This is a genomic window from Vibrio sp. 947 (genome assembly GCF_033339115.1).
GTDB lineage: Bacteria > Pseudomonadota > Gammaproteobacteria > Enterobacterales > Vibrionaceae > Vibrio > Vibrio alginolyticus.
Window position 1 is genome coordinate 95,807 of record NZ_JAWOTX010000009.1, and the last position, 18,684, is coordinate 114,490.

General features: G+C 45.6%; 14 protein-coding genes and 1 pseudogene. 9 read left to right on the plus strand and 6 right to left on the minus strand.

Features of this window, described 5'->3' with window-relative positions; genetic code table 11:
* The first annotated feature begins 189 nt into the window (after window positions 1-189).
* The 4 genes and pseudogenes from R7Q39_RS13510 (at window position 190) to R7Q39_RS13525 (ending at window position 6,544) form a co-directional block, all read left to right on the plus strand.
* Window positions 190-3,699 (plus strand): T6SS effector BTH_I2691 family protein, encoded by a 3,510-nt coding sequence (locus R7Q39_RS13510; protein ID WP_182016744.1) that lies wholly within the window; start codon window positions 190-192, stop codon window positions 3,697-3,699.
* A gap of 3 nt (window positions 3,700-3,702) precedes the next feature.
* Window positions 3,703-4,647 (plus strand): hypothetical protein, encoded by a 945-nt coding sequence (locus R7Q39_RS13515; protein WP_033905695.1) that lies wholly within the window; start codon window positions 3,703-3,705, stop codon window positions 4,645-4,647.
* 3 nt (window positions 4,648-4,650) lie between these two features.
* Window positions 4,651-5,596, plus strand: a pseudogene (locus R7Q39_RS13520) (hypothetical protein).
* A 3-nt stretch (window positions 5,597-5,599) separates the two neighbouring features.
* Complete coding sequence (locus R7Q39_RS13525) at window positions 5,600-6,544, plus strand: hypothetical protein (protein ID WP_318076371.1); 945 nt, start codon at window positions 5,600-5,602, stop codon at window positions 6,542-6,544.
* 133 nt (window positions 6,545-6,677) lie between these two features.
* Here R7Q39_RS13525 and R7Q39_RS13530 read toward each other — a convergent pair whose 3' ends face one another.
* The 3 genes from R7Q39_RS13530 to R7Q39_RS13540 are packed head-to-tail and all read right to left on the minus strand — an operon-like array spanning window position 6,678 to window position 9,530.
* Window positions 6,678-7,076, minus strand: coding sequence for a GtrA family protein (locus R7Q39_RS13530; RefSeq protein WP_318076372.1), 399 nt, complete (start codon window positions 7,074-7,076; stop codon window positions 6,678-6,680).
* 4 nt (window positions 7,077-7,080) lie between these two features.
* Window positions 7,081-8,487, minus strand: a complete 1,407-nt coding sequence (locus tag R7Q39_RS13535) for an ArnT family glycosyltransferase (RefSeq protein WP_182016750.1) — start codon at window positions 8,485-8,487, stop codon at window positions 7,081-7,083.
* A gap of 2 nt (window positions 8,488-8,489) precedes the next feature.
* Window positions 8,490-9,530: a glycosyltransferase family 2 protein gene (locus R7Q39_RS13540; RefSeq protein ID WP_318076373.1), complete on the minus strand. Its 1,041-nt coding sequence runs from the start codon at window positions 9,528-9,530 to the stop codon at window positions 8,490-8,492.
* Window positions 9,531-9,682: 152 nt separating this feature from the next.
* Between R7Q39_RS13540 and R7Q39_RS13545 the strand changes: the two genes are divergently transcribed.
* The 3 genes from R7Q39_RS13545 to R7Q39_RS13555 all read left to right on the plus strand — a co-directional run bounded on the left by R7Q39_RS13545 (window position 9,683) and on the right by R7Q39_RS13555 (window position 12,649).
* On the plus strand, window positions 9,683-10,360 hold the full coding sequence (locus tag R7Q39_RS13545; RefSeq protein ID WP_005389368.1) for a response regulator transcription factor: 678 nt from the start codon (window positions 9,683-9,685) through the stop codon (window positions 10,358-10,360).
* Entirely contained in the window at window positions 10,357-11,643 is a 1,287-nt protein-coding gene (locus R7Q39_RS13550) for a HAMP domain-containing sensor histidine kinase (protein WP_318076374.1), read from the plus strand. The genes R7Q39_RS13545 and R7Q39_RS13550 overlap by 4 nt, the downstream gene beginning before the upstream one ends.
* Before the next feature lie 109 nt (window positions 11,644-11,752).
* Window positions 11,753-12,649, plus strand: a complete 897-nt coding sequence (locus tag R7Q39_RS13555; protein WP_031777262.1) for a 1-aminocyclopropane-1-carboxylate deaminase/D-cysteine desulfhydrase — start codon at window positions 11,753-11,755, stop codon at window positions 12,647-12,649.
* Window positions 12,650-12,688: 39 nt separating this feature from the next.
* Here R7Q39_RS13555 and R7Q39_RS13560 read toward each other — a convergent pair whose 3' ends face one another.
* Window positions 12,689-13,231 carry a hydrolase gene (locus tag R7Q39_RS13560; RefSeq protein WP_005457944.1) on the minus strand — a complete coding sequence of 181 codons (543 nt, stop codon included), beginning with the start codon at window positions 13,229-13,231 and terminating at the stop codon, window positions 12,689-12,691.
* Window positions 13,232-13,381: 150 nt separating this feature from the next.
* Window positions 13,382-14,242, minus strand: a complete 861-nt coding sequence (locus tag R7Q39_RS13565; protein ID WP_258624404.1) for a LysR family transcriptional regulator — start codon at window positions 14,240-14,242, stop codon at window positions 13,382-13,384.
* Window positions 14,243-14,341: 99 nt separating this feature from the next.
* Here R7Q39_RS13565 and R7Q39_RS13570 point away from each other — a divergent pair, with 99 nt between their 5' ends.
* On the plus strand, window positions 14,342-15,406 hold the full coding sequence (locus R7Q39_RS13570) for an HlyD family secretion protein (protein WP_047103347.1): 1,065 nt from the start codon (window positions 14,342-14,344) through the stop codon (window positions 15,404-15,406).
* Window positions 15,407-15,415: 9 nt separating this feature from the next.
* Window positions 15,416-16,435 (plus strand): DUF2955 domain-containing protein, encoded by a 1,020-nt coding sequence (locus R7Q39_RS13575; protein ID WP_047103350.1) that lies wholly within the window; start codon window positions 15,416-15,418, stop codon window positions 16,433-16,435.
* A 1,194-nt stretch (window positions 16,436-17,629) separates the two neighbouring features.
* Here R7Q39_RS13575 and R7Q39_RS13580 read toward each other — a convergent pair.
* Window positions 17,630-18,658 carry a methionine synthase gene (locus R7Q39_RS13580; RefSeq protein ID WP_318076375.1) on the minus strand — a complete coding sequence of 343 codons (1,029 nt, stop codon included), beginning with the start codon at window positions 18,656-18,658 and terminating at the stop codon, window positions 17,630-17,632.
* Window positions 18,659-18,684 lie beyond the last annotated feature (26 nt).

The window sequence follows — 18,684 nt, forward strand, 5'->3', positions numbered from 1 at the left end:
GGCATCACTCACAACTCAAACTTTGATTCAATCAATACAAAAAATGGTAAACACCAACCAACTTATTGGAAAAACAAACAATTATTTGATTGAAGCAAAACCATAAAAATCTAACTCATTGATTTTTAATTGCTTTATTTTGGTGCGATATTTGCGTAATAGAATAAAACTCTTAAACATGGGCTAACGATGAATAATCCACTTCCCCCAAAAACTTCTATGTTCTGGTATGACAACAGCTATACCTATGAGGAGGCCGTTCAGGCATTTGAAAGCGATGGTACACTGAAATCGCTGAATATCGTTCCAACCACGGAATCCGATGATCTTGCTGGCTCACCCCCAGAGCGCAGTATGTTTTGGGAGGGAGAAACAAAAAAAATCGATCCGCCACCGCCGTCTGAACCAGAGCCTCTCAATTTAAAAACTGAGAAGGAAGCAACGGAAGCATCACCTGCGCACTTTATCCCAGTCCGCTATGCCATCGATCAGCTAGAAACAGAAGAGACACAACCTTTTGGTTTGCCTGAAGAATGGAAAGGCCAAGGCCCAGCCAAACTCAATACCGTTGGTTACACCCTGCGTCAACTGCGCGACGGTTGGCTGTATGTGTATGATGCAATCAACAAAAGCTTAGACGAATACGAAATCAAAGGAACGCAATTCACGCTCTATAAGTTGGGAGAATCAGAAAGCCCAAAATCAGAGCAGCGTGGGACACCACAAGATGCAAAGCCCTTCCTTACTTACGTCAACGGAAGCGTACTATCAATTTGCTTCTCTGAGCACCGGTGGACATGGCACACGTTCATGCGCGTACTTAACAATCCGAGTAATCATATCGATCGCATGCAAACCATTGTTCTGTCCTCAAACGAGAATCAGCACAACATTGCACCAATAGATAAGTTAACCCAAGTCGCTGATATTGAATCTTCTGCCGTCGATGATGGTCGCTTTGCGGATTCTGGCATCGCCACCAAAGCAGATGAAGATGGTTCTGTCTTTAAACCTGTCGCAGTCGAAAGCGATTTAACCTCTGCGATTCCAGAAGAAGAATCAGGCTACTTCGTCGCGATAAAAGATTACGCCGCAGACATTCAAGATATGTCACTGCATTTTGTTGGTGCCGCAAGCCCTTACCGCCTTTTCACTGACCAGTTTTCAAACCAGTGGAACTTGATGCAGACTGCCATGCAACTGTGTATGTTTGGATCAAGTGACGAGATAGACATGCCAGCTAGCGTTAAGCGTAACGGCGAAGAGCTGTCGTTTTATACCGACATGGCTGACTATTATGACTCCTCTCACCAACTTAATTTGGCAGAGCAGAACAAAAGCTCAGTTCAGTCCGGCTATCCTGCTAAATTTTCCGCTGGAGCGATTGAATCACACCAACATACCCAAAGTGACATTGCTAAAGCGATACAGGACAAATATCGAATTTCTGCGAGCCGTTTTGGTAAATACGAACAATGGATAGCGACTGAACGCTGGCGTCAGCAGCTCAACTGGAAGCAAATGCTGAGCGAGATGCAAGAGCTGTCAGAACAAAAAGAAACCATGCTAGCCCAAGTGGTTTCGGTCAAACGCGACTTTATTGCTGTAATGGAATCTTTGACACCTCATCATCTTGAGAGAACCTTCGACCTATACAGCGAAGACACGCAGTACAGCTTGTATCAACTGCACAAGCAAGCCGTTGAGTCATTTACTCTGGTGATGCAAGAAGAAGACCGACAGTGGGCTGAAAGCCAATGGGAAAAACCAACCAGTTTACTTGCTCTCTATGCCTCAGGGTTTAGTCGTAGTTTATTTAAAGTGATGGAGAAGAATATTACAGAGGCGCTTGATGAACAGTCGATCGTCTCAGACAATCCTGAACCTGATAATCAGTTGATGGACCAGATATCTGATACAAGCAACCGCGTGAATATGTACTCTAAGATCATGGACTTTGTTTCCAACCCAAACACTGCGGAAACGGACTTTCTCAAGGATATCGCCAAAGGTTTCCAAGAGCTGGACATTATCTTTAAATCTGCAATAGGTGCACTTGCAAAAGGAGTTTTAGAGTTTGGCGTTAGCATGACTTCACAAGCATCGATTTTACTGATGCCTGTTTTCGCTAAACCTCTGAACCGTCAGAGCTATTATTTGTTAGCCGTTATTGCAGAGCATATGGCACACAATATGCCGGTGACTGTAAATGAAAGCTACGCTCGCGATTTTAAAAAATGGAAAACACGCGTAAATGATTACCTAAGTGAGCTCAAGAAAAACGATGCGGTCATTGCTGACTTCCAGAAAAACAACCGCAAAGCCGACTCTAAATACACAACAGCTTTAAAAAATAAAAAGAGAATTAAGAAGGCACTCGCTGTAACTACATTGGAGTACCCACAATATATTGAATTACCCGATGATCTACCGCAAAGAACCGTCGAGCTTAGAACTCGGATCGCTATGAATAAGCTCGATGATTTGAATAAACTGTTCGAGAATGCAGGTGGCCTAGGCTTTTTAGCACTAATATTCAACTGCATCGCGCTTGGTGATGCCATGAGTAGTATCCAAGACACGGGGTTAATGTCCTCAGATGAATTTTTGGATATTCAGCAAAAGCTTTTTTATACAGTAAACGCTTGGACGGGAATTCGCACCGGTAAGCTATGGGATAGCGTGAAAGGTGAAGCCCAACTCAGAGCACACTCACGGATAAGGCTTAAAAAGCTAATTGCAGATCAAGCCGATGGTTTCGAGCACCTAATAATAGACGACATAAAAACCTTCAATAAATGGCTTGCAGTTACTGGGATCATAGGTGCACTAGCGTCAGGAATAGAGGCTTATCGTGTTTTAAATAGCATCGATGACCTAGAAAGAGATGCAAGAATCGCTGGGTATTTTAACTTTTCTTCGTTGGTCGGATTAACGGTCGTTGGTGCCTTTCAGGCCATTGGTGGAATAACAGGTATATGGTCGGCAAACGTTCTCTTTGGAGGACCAGTAATGTTTGTCATTATGGGACTCACTGCGGTTTACCTTCTTAGTAATCATATCATGAGTAAACTTAAACAAGACGATTATCAAAAATGGTTAGATAAACTTCCTTGGGGCTATCACCCAGATAAAGCACGTTGGAGTCAATCCTCAAGCTTGGTAAAGAGAGAAAAGCATAATTCTTCTTTAGTACAAGAGGCCCTTTTTGAGTTAAAAACCATAATGGATAAACCTTTAATCTGCCAAACACCAATGATGCGTACCGTTCCGAATTCATCAACACAGTACCCAGCAGCAAAACAAGAATTGTTTGGTATTGAGCTACATATCCAAGTTCCCACCAATAATGCAAGAGATGGCATAAAACTTCGGACAAATACTTCTGTAACAGAGGAGGGACTGATGTCGGGAGCTTGGTACACTGGAGTAAATCTAGAAACGTTGAATAGTTCAACGGATTCCTCAGATTCTCAAAGCGTCTATAAATTAACTTTACCAATGAAAGACTCAGCTAACTATCTAGCATTTGAGATTGAATACATCCTTGATGATAAAAACGAATTAAGCCGTAAGTACTGGTTCCAAAATAATGCAAAACAGCGTGCAACTTATACGGCGATTTCAGACAATACTAAACAAGCAACGATCAGAAGTTCATTAACTTCTGATGCTAGTGAACTTAGCTTACAGGAGTAACCCTTGGCTTATTTACCTTTTTACATCACGCCAGACGAACTTTCGGCCTACCAAGAAGAACAAGAGCAACAAATTCTAAAGGGGAAAGATCTTGCAACCTGGCACAAGCACGATATTGAGGAACCTTTTCGATACTTATATTTATCGATTGCTATAGCCGCAGTTAGCCCATTATTTTTCCTTACCTATTTCCTACATGATAGTAGTGAAATGATCTTAACTTACATTTTATCGGGTCTGACGATAATCATGTCTGGAGTGTCCTATTTGACTTTTGGTTTAGACAATCGCTATGACTACACCTTGTCCGACAACGGCTTAGTGATAAAAAAGCGACGTGATTTACCTAATTGGGTAAACTCAGCAACGCAGGTCATGGGCTGGGTTGGTGCTATAGTTTGTGTAGTAATGGTAGGTATTGCTGGGCCCATGGTTCTTGTCGGTGCTGGAGGGTTTATACTGGTTTCATTTCGTATGCTAAATCGTCAGCCTGACGAACCTACGGAAGTTCGAGTAGCAGAGACAGAAGATTGGCTGTTCGCCTACTACAACAAAAAGCGTAAAGTGATTCGCTTCTACCACAAGTATGACGAGTGTTCTAAATGGAGCCTAGAGAAGCATACCATCTTCAGAGCTCAAACTCGTGGTTATAGCTACATATTCTTTAGGACTGTTCAAGACCTAGATGCAATGCTAGAGACCCTTTCAAACAAATACGACATTGAATGTATTGATTTTCCAGACCATAAAGCGTTTTTTGAAGGAAGACCTGAACCTCGAATTGAAGATATCCCTTCTCGCAGCCTTGAATTTCCGGTAGCCGATACCTTTGACCTGAGAGCTAAAAACGCCCCACTTCCTGAATGGCGACGTATTTACAACGGCAAGTGGCAAACGGAATCTGAAATCGAACAATCAAAACCTGAACTAACGACAGCCAAGGAGTAACCCTTGGCTTATTTACCTTTTTACATCACGCCAGACGAGCTTTCGGCTTATCAAGAAGAACAAGAGCAAGAAATTCTAAAGGGGATGAACCTCACAACCTGGCACAAGCACGATATTGAAGAGCCTTTTCGATACTTATACCTATCGATTGCTATAGCCGCTGTCAGTCCATTATTTTTCCTTACCTATTTCCTACATGATAACAGTGACATGATCTTAACTTACATTTTATCGGGTCTGACGATTATCATGTCTGGTGTATCTTACCTGACATTTGGGTTGGACAATCGTTATGATTACATCTTGTCCGATCGCGGATTGGTTATAAAAAAGCGACGTGATTTACCGAATTGGGTCAACTCTGCGACTCAAGCCATGGGCTGGATTGGAGCAATAGTTTGTGTCGTGATGGTTGGGGTTGCTGGACCCATGGTTCTTGCCGGAGCTGGTGGGTTTATATTGGTTTCATTTGGTATGCTTTAAACGTCAGCCTGATGAACCAACAGAAGTGAGAGTAGGCGAACGAGAAGATTGGCTGTTTGCGGGCTACAACAAGAAAAGGAAAGTGATCCAATTCTATTTTAAGCAGGACATATGCAGATATCGAGATACTGCTCATAAGACTATCTTTCGCTCACAAGATAGATCAGATTGTTATGTTTTCTTTAAAACTGAAGCAGATTTAGAATCCATGATCGCGCAACTGTCAAAGGTCTACAAGCTGGATTGTACAGAGGTAGATGACCACAAAAAGCTGTTTGAATCGAAGCCAGAATCAAGGCTCTTTAGTATTCCAGTTTGTAGTAGAGAATATCAAACCGAAGAGGTATTTGATTTAAGGGCGTCAAATGCCCCACTTCCTGAGCGTGAATACCTTTACAACGGCAAGTGGCAAACCGAGTCTGAAATCGAACAATCAAAGTCTAAACTAACTACAGCTCTGGAGTAACCCTTGGCATATTCACCATTTTACATCACCCCAGAAGAATTGGCAGTTTATCAAGAGGCGCAAGAGCAAGAAATACTCGCAGGCGATAATGTCAGAACATGGCACAAGTATGATGTAGAGGAACCATTTCGCTATTACTTTAAACTTTTTGCGCTTCCATTTGTGATCGCTCCATTCCTATTAACTTTGTTTATACACACGAGTGACACGGTTGACGTAACTATTTTTTCTTTTATTTTGTCGGTGATGGTGTCTGGAGCCTTTTACCTTACGATTGGCCTCGACTATCGCTATGACTATATTTTTTCTGACAAAAGCTTTGTGATGAAGAAACGTCGCAACATGCCTAACTGGGTGAATACCGCCACGCAAGCCGTTGGCTGGATAGGTGCTGTGGTGTGTGTGGTGATGGTTGCGGTGGTTGGCCCGATGGCGTTAGCAGGCGCTGGTGCTTTTATATTAGTATCCTTTAAAATGCTTAAACGTCAGCCTGATGAACCAACAGAAGTGAGGGTCGGAGAACGTGAAGACTGGCTCTTTGCTGATTACAATAAGAAAAGGAAAGTAATTAAGTTCTTTTTTAAGTATGACAGGTGCGAATACCAAGATACTGCTCAGGAGATTACTTTTCGCTCACAGGGACGATTTTATTGTTACATTTTCTTTAAAAATGAAGCGGAATTAGAATCCATGGTCACGCAACTGTCAGAGGTCTACAAACTGGATTGTAAAGAGGTCAATGATCATAAAAAGCTGTTTGAAGCGAAGCCTGAACCTAGACTTTTTACGACTCCCGCTTATTATCGAGAATACCCTACCAATGAAGTGTTTGATTTAAGGGATGCGAAAGCGCCACTCCCAGAGTGTAAGTATCTTTACAACGGCAAGTGGCAAACCGAGTTTGAAATCGAACAATCAAAATCTGAACTAACGGCAGCCAAGGTATAAACCTTGGCTTATTTACCTTTTTACATACCCCATGAAAAGCTTTAGGTTTACTCTGATGTACAAAAAGAAAAATTGGTTCAAATAACGAATTTTTAACTCGAGGATAGGATAGTAAGCCCGAACCTTTCTATCCTCAACTAAACACCCATTTTGCACTGAGCAAATAATTACTCACCATGCCTGCCAATATGCCTAAGATCAAAGCCAAATAGACCATCACCCCTTGCGTTCCTAGCGCGAGCGTTACGCCTTTGAACACAATAAAGTTCGGCAAAGCACTGATAAAGACACTCGCCATAAATTTTTGCCATTGAGCGAAAGGGTTGGTTTTTTCTGCTTGATAGAAAGTCAGCCAGCGATTGCCAAGCCACGTCGTGGTTGCCGCAAACAAAAATGCTATCCCACGAGCCAGCATCAGCTCCAGACCAAACCAATGGAACAACACAGAAAAGATAAGGGTGTCGACCATAAAGCCGACACCTCCTACCAGAGCAAACCTTGTTAACGAAGCAAGTTGTATTAATTTGCACATTCCGTTATCCAACCACACAGGTGTAGAGTGAGCGTTTCGATTTTGCTGTGAACTCGTTGGTACAGCTCAACGCATTTTCATGAATCATGCTATCCACTTGCTGCGATTTACCAATCAGGTGGAATTTCTTCAGATTGTTTAAGTCATTCTTATGTTTAAGCTTTTTTGCCTGACCATGACTATAGAACTGGCCTGAGAACGGGCGCTTACCAATGTAGAAGACTGGAGCGTTGTCATTAATTTGCGCGAAGATGATGCGGTCGCTGCGGCTATCTGCTTTGCCCATATTCAAAACCAACATCGCAATCATAAGCAGCGCTGGCAACACCGCTGCCGTTCCGGTCAGCCATTTGAAATCGTGTTTATCCACCAGCATCGCAATCAAGATACCCAATGCAGGCACACCCGGTAGCACGTAAGCAGGCAAAATATTCCCAGCCATGGTGAACAAGATCATTGGGGAAATCAGCCAACACATCAGGAAGCTAAATAAACCTTGATGATCCGTTTCAATGGCTTTGAGCACCTTACGACGTTTCCACGCCAAGATAGGCAATACAATTGACCAAGGCGCAGCCGATTGCAGCCAGAATACCCAGATCATCCCACGTGGTTGATCATGAGCAGAGCCATACAGGTCCCCTTCCCAACCGCTGACAACAAAACGCTTAAAGTGCTCGCCAACAATGAAGTAATCAATAAATCCAGGCGTCGCCATTTCTGCCATGATGTACCACGGTAGAGCAATCGCCAGCATGAGCGCCAACCCCGACACAATTGGAAAACGCTGCCACAAGGCTTTGAAGGCACCAAAGAAACCATGCTGAATCACGAGCCAAGGAAATACTGCGATGCCCATGATCACGATCGCCACTGGACCTTTTGCTAACAGCCCACAAGCCAAGCCAAAGAAACCGAGGTAACCCCACAATCGGTCGTGTTTGTCTTTACCAAGCCAGCAATAGTAAAAACCGACCATCGCCATGGTCATTGCCAACGTCAGTGCCATGTCTGTCATCACCGCGCCCGCCGCGATTGAAAAGATGCCACACGTCGCCAATACCAACGCTGCGATGACAGCATTAAAGCCTGCGCGATGCGCCATGAAAGCAACAAAAACAATTGTCGCAACCCCCGCCAACCAATGAGGTGCGCGCACTGCAAATTCATTCAATCCAAACAGCTCAATGCCATAAGCACTCATCCAAGTGAACAGGGGGGGCTTCCCCCAGAAAGGCACGCCGTAATCAAACTGTGGGGTAAGCCAATTGCCGGTTTCCACCATTAAGCGCGCCATTTCGCCGTAGCGGGCTTCCGTGGTGTCCATCAAAGGGTAAGCGGCAAGTGAAATAAGACGGAGTAAAAGAGCAAACGCCAACAACAACCACAGATGGGTTTTATTAATACTCATGATTACGCGGTTTCTCCCAATTTAAACTTCATGGTTTGGATGGATTGATGTTTTGCAGGCTGCTCGTAAACAGACTGAACAAGATAAAGAGGACGTTGCTTGGTCTCGACAAAAATGCGGCCAATGTATTCGCCCAAAAGGCCAATCGACAGCAGTTGCACACCGCCCAAGGCAAGTTGGACGACCATCATGGATGGGTAACCAGTGACGGGTTCATCAAACACAACGGTTTTCATCACTATGAATGCGCCATAGATAAAGGCACTGAACGCCACTAACGCACCAGCAAGTGTCGCTAAGCGCAAAGGACGAATGGAAAACGAGGTAATGCCGTCCATTGCAAGGCCAATCAGCTTGAGATAGTTCCATTTGGTCTCACCACAGAAACGAGCGTCACGCTCAAACTGAACCGTCACTTGCTTGAAACCCGGCCAAGAAAAAATGCCCTTCATGTATCGGTTGCGTTCTGGCAGCGCATTGATGTGCTTAACCACTTTTGCGCTCAGTAGACGGAAATCACCCACGTTCTCCGGCACATCCAATTTCGCCATGCTGTTAAGCACTTTATAAAAGCAAGCGGCCGAGAAGCGTTTGAACCAAGTTTCACCGTGGCGTTCGCTGCGCTGCATGTTCACCACGTCATACCCTTCACGCCATTTTGATACCATTTGCGGGATCAACTCCGGCGGGTCTTGCAAGTCGGCATCAATCACGATCACCGCTTCACCTTGGCAGTGTTCCAGGCCAGCGCTCATGGCGGACTCTTTGCCGAAGTTACGGCTTAGTGCAATACAACGAACGTCGCTAGAAGATTGAGAAAAGTTTTGCGCGATCATTAGGCTGTCGTCTTTGCTGCCGTCGTCCACATAAACGATTTCACAGCGTTCTGGCATTTCATCCAAAACGGCGGCTAAACGACGATGAAATTCAGGTAAGACTTCTTGCTCGTTAAAGAATGGCACCACAACAGACAAAACTGTTTTAGGCTCAGTGTGTTGGCTCACCTTTGAAAAGGTTGCAGCGTGAATGTTGAAGGTTGACATGCTACTCTTCCACTAAATCTGATGAATGAATCCAGTCTACAAACATCAACGTGAAAGAGATGTTATTGACATCTTTTTCACGCCCTTAGTGAATAATGTTCGGTTAAAAAGAAGTCTTATTTTCGAACACCTGCCCACTTGGAGAGAAATACATGAAACGCGTACTTTTAGTCGAAGATAATCGAGAAATCGCAGGCATGCTGTTCGATTATTTTGAGTGTGCAGGTATGGAACTCGATTATGCAGACAACGGCGAGCTCGGCCTGAAACTGGCGATGGAAAACACCTTCGACATCATCTTGCTCGACCTCATGCTGCCACGCATGGATGGCCTGACCATGTGTAATAAACTTCGCGACGCGGGCAACAACACACCGGTACTTATGCTGACGGCGCTCGATAGCCGTGACGATATGCTCAAAGGCTTCCAACACGGTGCGGATGACTATCTGACCAAACCTTTCGATCTGGATATTCTTGAAGCGCGCATGATGGCACTGATCCGCCGTTACCGTGGCACTGTCGCATCGAGCAAGTTGGAATACGGTGAAGTGTCTATCGACCAAAAAACGCGTAAAGCTTATCGCCAAGATAAACTGTTGGCGCTAAACCCTACCACTTACACCATTCTGGAAATGCTTGTGAAAAGCGCGCCAGACGTAGTGACACGCGAAGAAATCGCCTTCCAACTTTGGCAAGAGAACGAGCCGAACAACGACGTTCTGCGCAGCCACATTTACCAACTTCGCAACCAACTTGATAAGCCATTTGAACAACATGTGCTTATCACCGTGCCGAAAGTTGGCTTCCGCTTGGAGACAGGTGCATGATCAATCGCTTACTTGCTAGCACGCAAAGCACACAAAGTATGACAGGGCGACTCGCTCTGTTTTTCTCTTTTGTGTCGGTCGTGATTGGCATCTTCTGCTTTTTGTTGATTACCGGCTCCCTGCTTTGGTCTGAAGACCGCGTGGGCGAGCGTCGTATTATGGTCGACAAAAAAGAAGCGATTGAACATTTCCAGTCCCACCCAGAGCAAGGCAGTATTCAGCTTGACCTGCTCACCACCGCATACAACGACATCTCATTGGTTGCCGAGCGCTACCAAAAATACCTGATTGGTCAAAAGCACTTTCTTGATGAAGTAGAAGACGGTGAATACTCGCGCATGGTTTACATGAGTACTTACACCTACAAAGGCGTTGAACATCCCGTGATTCTGGTTTCCTTGATTGATGAAATCGAGATCACCTCAGAGGAATTCATTCTCGTCGTCGCTATGGTGCTCTCCATTGTCGCCGTATTGGTGTTCCTGTTTGGTAGCCTGCTGCTGCGCTTATCGCAGCGCTTAATTGAACCCGTCAATGCGCTTAAAACCCAACTCGATCATCACCAAGGCGACGCCACGCAAACTTTTAGTGTGCCAGAGGGCTCAGCCAAAGAGTTCCAAACCCTTGCGGACGAATTGAATGAGTACCGCCACAAAATCAACCAAGTCATCAAGCGTGAGCAAGCCTTTGCACGATACGCAAGCCATGAACTGCGTACACCCTTAACCGTAATGAAAGGCTCAAGCAGCTTACTGGCGAGAAGTGCGAACACGGATTTCCAGACCCGCCAAGTGAATCGAATTCAAGATGCGACGCAGCAAATGTCGACCATGGTGGATGCCCTACTCGGCTTAGTGCGTTACGAGCGTAATGCAGATGATTCACCAGTACGCAGCATCACCGAAGAAGAACTCAACCAAATCATCTTCCAAAGCCAAGCTCAGGCGGATGAGAAAGCACTCAGCTTTGATGTTCAGATCGACGGAAACCCAAAAACGCGCGCGACCAATGCTGTGTTGACCATTATTCTTGGCAACCTGATTCGCAACGGCATCGCCGCGACACCATCGGGATCAATTCATATCAGCATCGGGGAAAACACCATCTCGGTACGTGATGAAGGCGAAGGCTTTTCGACCATTCCACATTCTGATGGGCACGGATTGGGTTTGATGATTGTGGATGATTTATGCCAGCGTTATGGCTGGCAATTTAAGATTGGTACACATCCAGAAGGTGGTTGTGAGGCAAAAATTAACCTCGCAACAGAACATCAGGAATAACCGAAATGGAAGACCTGAAACCCAGACTTTTTATCTGGGTTTAATGGCGTTACACTACGCGCCCTTTTTAAATGGCAAAGGTGACACGGTTTATTCCGTCAGCATCGACATGAAACTCTCAGAAAGTCCTATCACCCAACATAGCTTTAATGGGCACAAATTTTTCCTTAAACGTGACGACATGCTCCACTCCCACTTTTCTGGGAACAAAGCACGTAAGTTTATGACGTTAATGGAAGAGCAAAATCCCGACATCACCACGTTAATAAGCTTTGGCTCCGCTCAATCTAATGCCATGTACTCGCTAGCGGCTCTCGCCCAGATTAAAGGTTGGGCATTTGAGTTTTATGTTCATCACATTCCATCTTGGCTAAAAAGCTCCCCCATCGGAAACTATCGCGGCGCTCTCGATTTGGGTATGAAAATCACCGCCATGCAAGACATCGGTAGCGAACTTCACCCTAGTGAATACATCCACCAGGTACGAAGAGTAGATGAGTCGACATTGCTGATTCCAGAGGGTGGACGTTCCCACCTCGCTGAAGCTGGCATCAAACAGTTAGCACGAGAAATTCTTGATTGGACGCGATTGAGAGGTAAAGAGCAGTTTACGGTCGCCCTGCCATCAGGTACTGGCACGACGGCTTTATATCTTCATAAACATTTAAGCCCACACGGCATAGAAGTGCTAACTTGCCCTTGCGTAGGCGATGCAGATTACTTAACTGAGCAGTTCAACCAGCTCGGTGAAAACAGCCACCCAACCATTTTAACCGTGCGCAACAAACACCATTTTGGTCGCTTGTACGAAGAAGATTACATCACATGGAAAGCACTCTTTGAGCAAACCGACCTCGAATTTGACCTGTTATACGACCCGTATATGTGGCAATGCCTCACCCCTTGGTTGGAAGAGAACACAGATAAAACGGTGATTTATATTCACCAAGGCGGGTTACTTGGCAACGAGTCGATGTTGCCAAGATATCAACGAGAATTTGAATAGCGTGTTCAAATAAAGTTGTTGCTGATTACAGTGATTCCACTATTTGATGAGCGCCAGAATTTCTTTGAATTCAGGTGCTCGGCAATCTTCGACCATTTCATACAAACACATTTCTAACCCAGTGAGCACCACACCGTTAGCGGTTAACTTCGCAAGAGCGAGCGCTTTATTGGCAGCGGTTCGGGAAGAGACACAATCCGTGACTAATTCAACGCGATAACCGGACTGGCGCAGAGAAACCGCGGTTTGATAGACGCAAATGTGGGATTCAATACCGCAAACCAACCAGGTATCAACTTTCGCGTTCTCCACCGCGACCTTAAACGTCGCCTCTTTGCAACCATCAAACGTGTACTTGGTAATAGGTAAATGCGTGCTTTCAAGCACTTCACGAATCGGCTCCGCGGTTGGGCCCAACCTTTCTGGATTCTGTTCTAGCCACAGAATAGGCAAATCTAGTGCTTTGGCGCCCTTTACCAGTTTCGTGATATTTTCAATCAGTGCGTCGCTTTCATGCATTAATGTAGCGAGTTTGCCCTGAACATCCACCACAATCAGGCCCGTGTTTCCTTTCGATAACATTTCCATCTCCTATCTTGTGCGACCACAAACCATACTCAACAAGTTGAGCAACAGTTAATGTATCAGAACCCTTTCATGTTAGAGCAATAAAACCTAGAAAGATGACCTTCGCTCACACATTTGCCCTTAGGTAAGAGTGGTTTGAACTGACTATTTAAATTTCTCTCGAATTAGTTCAATCAAGGCTTTGACTTTATTGGGCAGAAATAAGGCCGAGGGATAAATCAGAGTAAGATGCTGCTTCGGATGCGCAAATTGAGGCAGCACCTCGACCAACAAACCATCTCGCAATGCAGGCTTGGAATGAATTTGTGGAATAAACGCGATGCCGTTTCCTGCTATCGCCATCGAGCGCAGCAAGTTGAGGTCGTCCGAGCGCAACGCCACATGCAGATCTGAATCGAGCAAATCAGCATTGTAACGATTAGTTAAAAGGCGATGCTGCTTAAGATCTTCCACCGTTTTTACTGGCGGATGCGATTCTAGATAGGCTTTTGACGCAACAAAGTGACTACGATAAGGCAAAAGACTGAACTGCACATAGCTGTCATCGGTGACTTTGACCACGCTCGGAAGAAGCTGCAAATCAAACGATTGACGCTTGAGATCGACACTCTCTTGATGGTTTTCAATCTCGACCGAAATATCCGGATACCGCGTTGTGTACTCGGTGATGATCGTGTTAAACGCGGCAGAGCTCATCAATGCGGAAGGAATGGCTAAACGCACCTTGCCCGTCAGCTCTTGTTGATATTCATGCATGGCATTTAAACCTTGCTGAATATGGTCAATAGGCTGCCCCACCAACTCAAACAAGCGTTTCCCGTGCTCCGTCAACTCAATGCTGCGTGTTGTGCGAATCAAAAGCTGTACCCCGAGTGATTTCTCTAATTCTTGCAGGCGACGACTCACTTTTGAGCGTTGTAGTTGATTCGCCTCTGCCGCTGCACTTATACCGCCGTGAACCACCGTCTGAGTGAATAGGTAAATATCATCAAAACTAACGTTCATTGTCCTATTTTTAGGTCATTTATGTTCGTATTATCATTCTACTGAATTGTGAGTGACTTCTCTATAATCCGCTATCCAATATGTTTAACGGAACTTGTAATGACGGCTGACCAAAAATTCAAACACTGGATGCGAACTTTGATTGTCCTGTTCATCGTACTATTTTTGTACATTATCATTGCTGACCGCCACGCACCCTTAACGACCGAAGGACGAGTGCAAGGATACGTTGTCCAAGTCGCACCCGAGGTATCTGGTAAAGTGACCGACGTTCTCATCGAGAATAACCAGTCCGTTCAAAAAGGCGATGTGTTGTTTACGATTGATGATCGTAAATACAAGATAGCGCTTGAACAGGCGGAGCTGTCTCTGCAATCCGCCTATGAAAAAGAAGCAACACTGTATTCTCAACGCGAAGCCGCTCTTGCCAATATTGCCCGCGCACGAGCGACATTTGATAATGCACACCGCGAGTACAACCGCTTACTGACACTATCGAAGCAGAAAGTCATCTCTCAATCGACACTCGATAATGCCTTTGCCCAAAATCAGGTATCACGTGCAGCGCTTAAAGCGGAACGACAAAACTTAAAAGTCATTGAGGCGCAATTAGGCGACCAAAAAGGTCAAAGCACCGCCGTTCGAATTGCCAAAAACGGCATCGAAAAGGCGCAACTTGATTTGGCAAATACCGCGGTACTCGCTCCCAGTGATGGTGTCGTGACCAACCTGCAACTAGAAGTTGGCACGATGGCAAACACCAACATGCCATTGCTGACGTTTGTACCAACAGGATCACTCTGGGTAGCCGCTGATTTTCGTGAAAAATCCGTCGCGAACGTAGACAAGACTTTCCACGCCTTGGTCACATTTGATGCCAACCCAGGTTCGGTGTACGACTTTGATTTAGCTAGCCGCGATTACGGTGTAGCAGCCGCACAACAAACGCCTAATGGCGCACTAACCAAAGTGGAAGTGAACAACCGCTGGGTACGTGATGCGCAGCGTACACGAGTGAACCTAACCAGCAGCGATGAGTTACCACCAGCACTGTTTGTCGGCTCTCGCGCTACCATTGTTTTGTACCCAGACAACAGCATTTTCTGGCAGTTGATGGCGCAAGCACAGATTCACCTCGCAAGCTGGTTCCACTTCATTTACTAGGCGGCGACAATGAAAACCTTACGAATTTGGTTCGGCTGCTCTTTAGGACTCGCGCTAAGCATGATCTTCGGTTGGTCTTACGGATTTTTTGCCATCATGATGCCGCTGTTTATATTGGGCAGAATGGACAACTTTAATCTAGCGGCTTTATTGATCGTGTTTTTCTCTGCGGTGTGGACAACCATACAAGCCACATTTTTGCTGGAATACTTGCAGTTTCATCCAACATTAATGACCATTGCCGTCGGAATCATGATGCTGTTCAAGTGCATTGCAATGATGAACCAGAAAACCTATTTGTTTGGTTACATGGGGCTGTTGGTGGGTTCAATTGTGTTGAATTTTGCCAGCTATAACTTCATGGATATTGAAGAGTTCAATGTCAACATGTGGGTGATGGCGTTCAGCAATATTTTTGTTTGCGCATTCGCGTATTGGTTGTTCCCTGAGCCAAAATCCTCCGCCGAACACATTGAGATATCGACCCCCGTAAAAAGCGATATTGACTACATCAGCCAAGTTGCCATGGGTTGGGTAGTGGCGATGGCGGCATTTATCGTATTCCAAGTAGCAGACTTATATGACTCGCTATCCGCACAAGCTTCCATTTTGATCATCCTAACCCCAATGACTTTAGCGGGCTCGCTCGCCATGGCAAAAATTCGCATCATCGGCACCGCACTAGGCTGCATCGCAGGGATGGCTGTTCAGCTGATATTGGGCAGTTGGTATGGGCATGGGCTACTCTTTTGGCTCGCCTTTACCATTGCAATGGGGCCATTCTGCTTGTGGCTCACCAAGGGGCAAATTAAAGCGGCTATCGCGTTTTCTGCCATGTCTGCCCTATCGGTTCCGCTGACGACTTCATTGGTGCCAGAACAAAAAGACGCGTTCTTTTCGATCTTGTACCGTTTCAGCTCGATTTTCGTCGCGGTTCTGCTCACCGCGATGGTGATGTGGGTGGTGCATCACTGGATTCGTGTGATGTTGCTAAAGCATCCTGAGATTAAGAACGTAGAGTTGAATTAAATCTGGCCGAGGCTGGAAACGGGAAATGTATGCCGCTCACTATACTGTGAGCGGCATTTTTATTTAAAACGGTCACCCTGAACAACGAGGGACGAGGTGATTCAGGAGCTACCCACCGAGTGCTGTGAAGTTCTAAGGTTATCGCCATTTTCCAGTGAGTTGTTAGTAGATTCCTAGTCTCGTTTAGACTCGCTGGAATGACCCAACTTTGGATACAAACCAAATAGTTGTGTACATGAGTAACGTATATCTCAACAACCGTCATCCTGAACAGCGAGGGACGAGCGTGATTCCGGATCTACCCACCGAGTGCTTTGAAGTGCGAAAGTTATCGTCATTTCCTAGCGAGCTGTAACCCGATTCCTAGTCTCGTCTAGACTCGCTGGAATGACGCTATCCTGAAACTGCTCTAATAACTAGGGTTGTGGCGAGCAATATATCTTCCAACATCCGTCATCCTGAACAGCGAGGGACGAGCGTGATTCAGGTTCTACTAACCACGTACTTTGAAGTGCGAAAGTTATCGTCATTTCCTAGCGAGCTGTAACCCGATTCCTAGTCTCGTCTAGACTCGCTGGAATGACCCTACCTTAGAGCTGATCTAATACCTGAGGGATGGCGAGCAATGTATCTTCCAACATCCATCATCCTGAACAGCGAGGGACGAGGTGATTCAGGAGCTACCCACCGAGTGCTTTGAAGTGCGAAAGTTATCGTCATTTCCTAGCGAGCTGTAATCAGATTCCTAGTCTCGTCTAAACTCGCTGGAATGACCCTATCTTGGAGCTGCTCAAATATCGGTTTTGTGGCGAGCGATGTATCTTCCAACATCCGTCATCCTGAACAGCGAGGGACGAGCGTGATTCAGGAGCTCCCCACCGAGTGCTTTGAGGTTCGTAGACTATCGCTATTTCCCAGCGAGTTGTAATCAGATTCCTAGTCTCGTCTAGACTCGCTGGAATAACCCAAATTTGAATACAAGCCAAATAGTTGGGTATGTGAGTAACATATCTCCCAACATCCGTCATCCTGAACAGCGAGGGACGAGCGTGATTCAGGATCTACCCACCGAGTGCTTTGAAGTGCGAAAGTTATCGTCATTTCCTAGCGAGCTGTAATCAGATTCCTAGTCTCGTTTAAACTCGCTAGATTGACCCTAATTTTAGTTCATGGTGCGGAGCCTAAGTATTAATATCAACCCACCAACTCTTTACGAATGATCTCCGCACCCGCACTTAACGCATTGAGCTTAGCGGTCGATACTTCACGAGACAAAGGCGCCATACCGCAGTTGGTACATGGGTAAAGCTTGTCGGCATCAACGTACTTCAACGCCTCTCGCAGTGTGTTCGCCACTTCTTCTGGTGTTTCAATTTCGTTGGTAGCAACGTCAATCGCACCAACCATCACTTTCTTACCACGAATCAACTCAAGTAACTCAATAGGCACTCGTGAGTTATGACACTCAAGCGAGATAATATCGATATTTGACTGCTGCAATTTAGGGAATACTTCTTCGTATTGTCGCCATTCAGTGCCTAGCGTTTGCTTCCAATTCGTGTTCGCTTTGATGCCGTAGCCATAGCAGATGTGCACTGCAGTTTCACATTTCAGCCCTTCAATCGCACGCTCTAAACATGCAATGCCCCACTCGTTCACATCATCGAAGAACACATTGAACGCAGGTTCATCGAATTGAATAATGTCGACACCCGCCGCTTCAAGCTCTTTCGCTTCTTGGTTGAGGATCTTCGCAAATTCCCAAGCTAGCTTTTCACGGCTACCATAATGATCATCATAAAGCGTATCGATCATAGTCATAGGGCCTGGCAGCGCCCACTTGATAGGTTGCTTAGTTTGCTGACGTAAGAACTTTGCATCTTCAACAAACACGGGCTTTGTGCGGCTTACTGGGCCAACCACCGTCGGAACACTTGCTTCATAACGGTTGCGAATGGTCACCGTTTTACGGTTTTCAAAATCTACGCCGCTTAAATGCTCAATAAAGGTCGTCACAAAATGTTGCCGAGTTTGCTCGCCATCACTGACGATATCAACGCCTGCCAGCTCTTGTTCTTGCAAAGCGACACGTAGCGCATCGCGTTTGCCATCAATCAGTTCTTCACCTTGCAGTTTCCACGGTGACCAAAGTTTTTCTGGTTCTGCCAGCCAAGAAGGTTTCGGTAAGCTGCCAGCCGTTGAAGTCGGTAATAGTGTTTTCATCGTCATTCCTTTCTAGATTCTCGTTA

Coding starts and splice junctions, on each gene's coding strand:
- R7Q39_RS13510 (WP_182016744.1), top strand. CDS start 190: ATGAATAATCCACTTCCCCCAAAAACTTCTATGTTCTGGTATGACAAC.
- R7Q39_RS13580 (WP_318076375.1), bottom strand. CDS start 18,658: ATGAAAACACTATTACCGACTTCAACGGCTGGCAGCTTACCGAAACCT.
- R7Q39_RS13535 (WP_182016750.1), bottom strand. CDS start 8,487: ATGAGTATTAATAAAACCCATCTGTGGTTGTTGTTGGCGTTTGCTCTT.
- R7Q39_RS13560 (WP_005457944.1), bottom strand. CDS start 13,231: ATGTTATCGAAAGGAAACACGGGCCTGATTGTGGTGGATGTTCAGGGC.
- R7Q39_RS13575 (WP_047103350.1), top strand. CDS start 15,416: ATGAAAACCTTACGAATTTGGTTCGGCTGCTCTTTAGGACTCGCGCTA.
- R7Q39_RS13545 (WP_005389368.1), top strand. CDS start 9,683: ATGAAACGCGTACTTTTAGTCGAAGATAATCGAGAAATCGCAGGCATG.
- R7Q39_RS13550 (WP_318076374.1), top strand. CDS start 10,357: ATGATCAATCGCTTACTTGCTAGCACGCAAAGCACACAAAGTATGACA.
- R7Q39_RS13530 (WP_318076372.1), bottom strand. CDS start 7,076: ATGTGCAAATTAATACAACTTGCTTCGTTAACAAGGTTTGCTCTGGTA.
- R7Q39_RS13565 (WP_258624404.1), bottom strand. CDS start 14,242: ATGAACGTTAGTTTTGATGATATTTACCTATTCACTCAGACGGTGGTT.
- R7Q39_RS13540 (WP_318076373.1), bottom strand. CDS start 9,530: ATGTCAACCTTCAACATTCACGCTGCAACCTTTTCAAAGGTGAGCCAA.
- R7Q39_RS13555 (WP_031777262.1), top strand. CDS start 11,753: ATGAAACTCTCAGAAAGTCCTATCACCCAACATAGCTTTAATGGGCAC.
- R7Q39_RS13570 (WP_047103347.1), top strand. CDS start 14,342: ATGACGGCTGACCAAAAATTCAAACACTGGATGCGAACTTTGATTGTC.